This is a genomic window from Sphingomonas sp. STIS6.2 (assembly GCF_000732685.2).
Taxonomy (GTDB): Bacteria; Pseudomonadota; Alphaproteobacteria; order Sphingomonadales; family Sphingomonadaceae; genus Sphingomonas; species Sphingomonas aerolata.
In genome coordinates, this window is record NZ_JPDP02000165.1 from 582 (window position 1) to 1,127 (window position 546).

At 52.4% G+C, this 546-nt stretch carries 1 rRNA gene (cut by both window edges); it reads left to right on the forward strand.

Annotated features, from left to right (window positions below):
• A 23S ribosomal RNA gene (locus sphst_RS20140) occupies window positions 1–546 on the forward strand (its annotated part extends past both window edges: 581 nt to the left, 1,605 nt to the right); the annotation flags it as partial.

Sequence of the window (546 nt, forward strand, 5' to 3'; positions counted from 1 at the left end):
GCTTAACCGAATAGGGGAGGCGTAGCGAAAGCGAGTCTTAATAGGGCGTCTAGTCGCTGGGAATAGACCCGAAACCGGGCGATCTATCCATGGGCAGGTTGAAGGTTGGGTAACACTAACTGGAGGACCGAACCGACTACCGTTGAAAAGTTAGCGGATGACCTGTGGATCGGAGTGAAAGGCTAATCAAGCTCGGAGATAGCTGGTTCTCCTCGAAAGCTATTTAGGTAGCGCCTCATGTATCACTGTAGGGGGTAGAGCACTGTTTCGGCTAGGGGGTCATCCCGACTTACCAAACCGATGCAAACTCCGAATACCTACAAGTGCCGAGCATGGGAGACACACGGCGGGTGCTAACGTCCGTCGTGAAAAGGGAAACAACCCAGACCGTCAGCTAAGGTCCCAAAGTTATGGTTAAGTGGGAAACGATGTGGGAAGGCTTAGACAGCTAGGAGGTTGGCTTAGAAGCAGCCACCCTTTAAAGAAAGCGTAATAGCTCACTAGTCGAGTCGGCCTGCGCGGAAGATGTAACGGGGCTCAAACCAT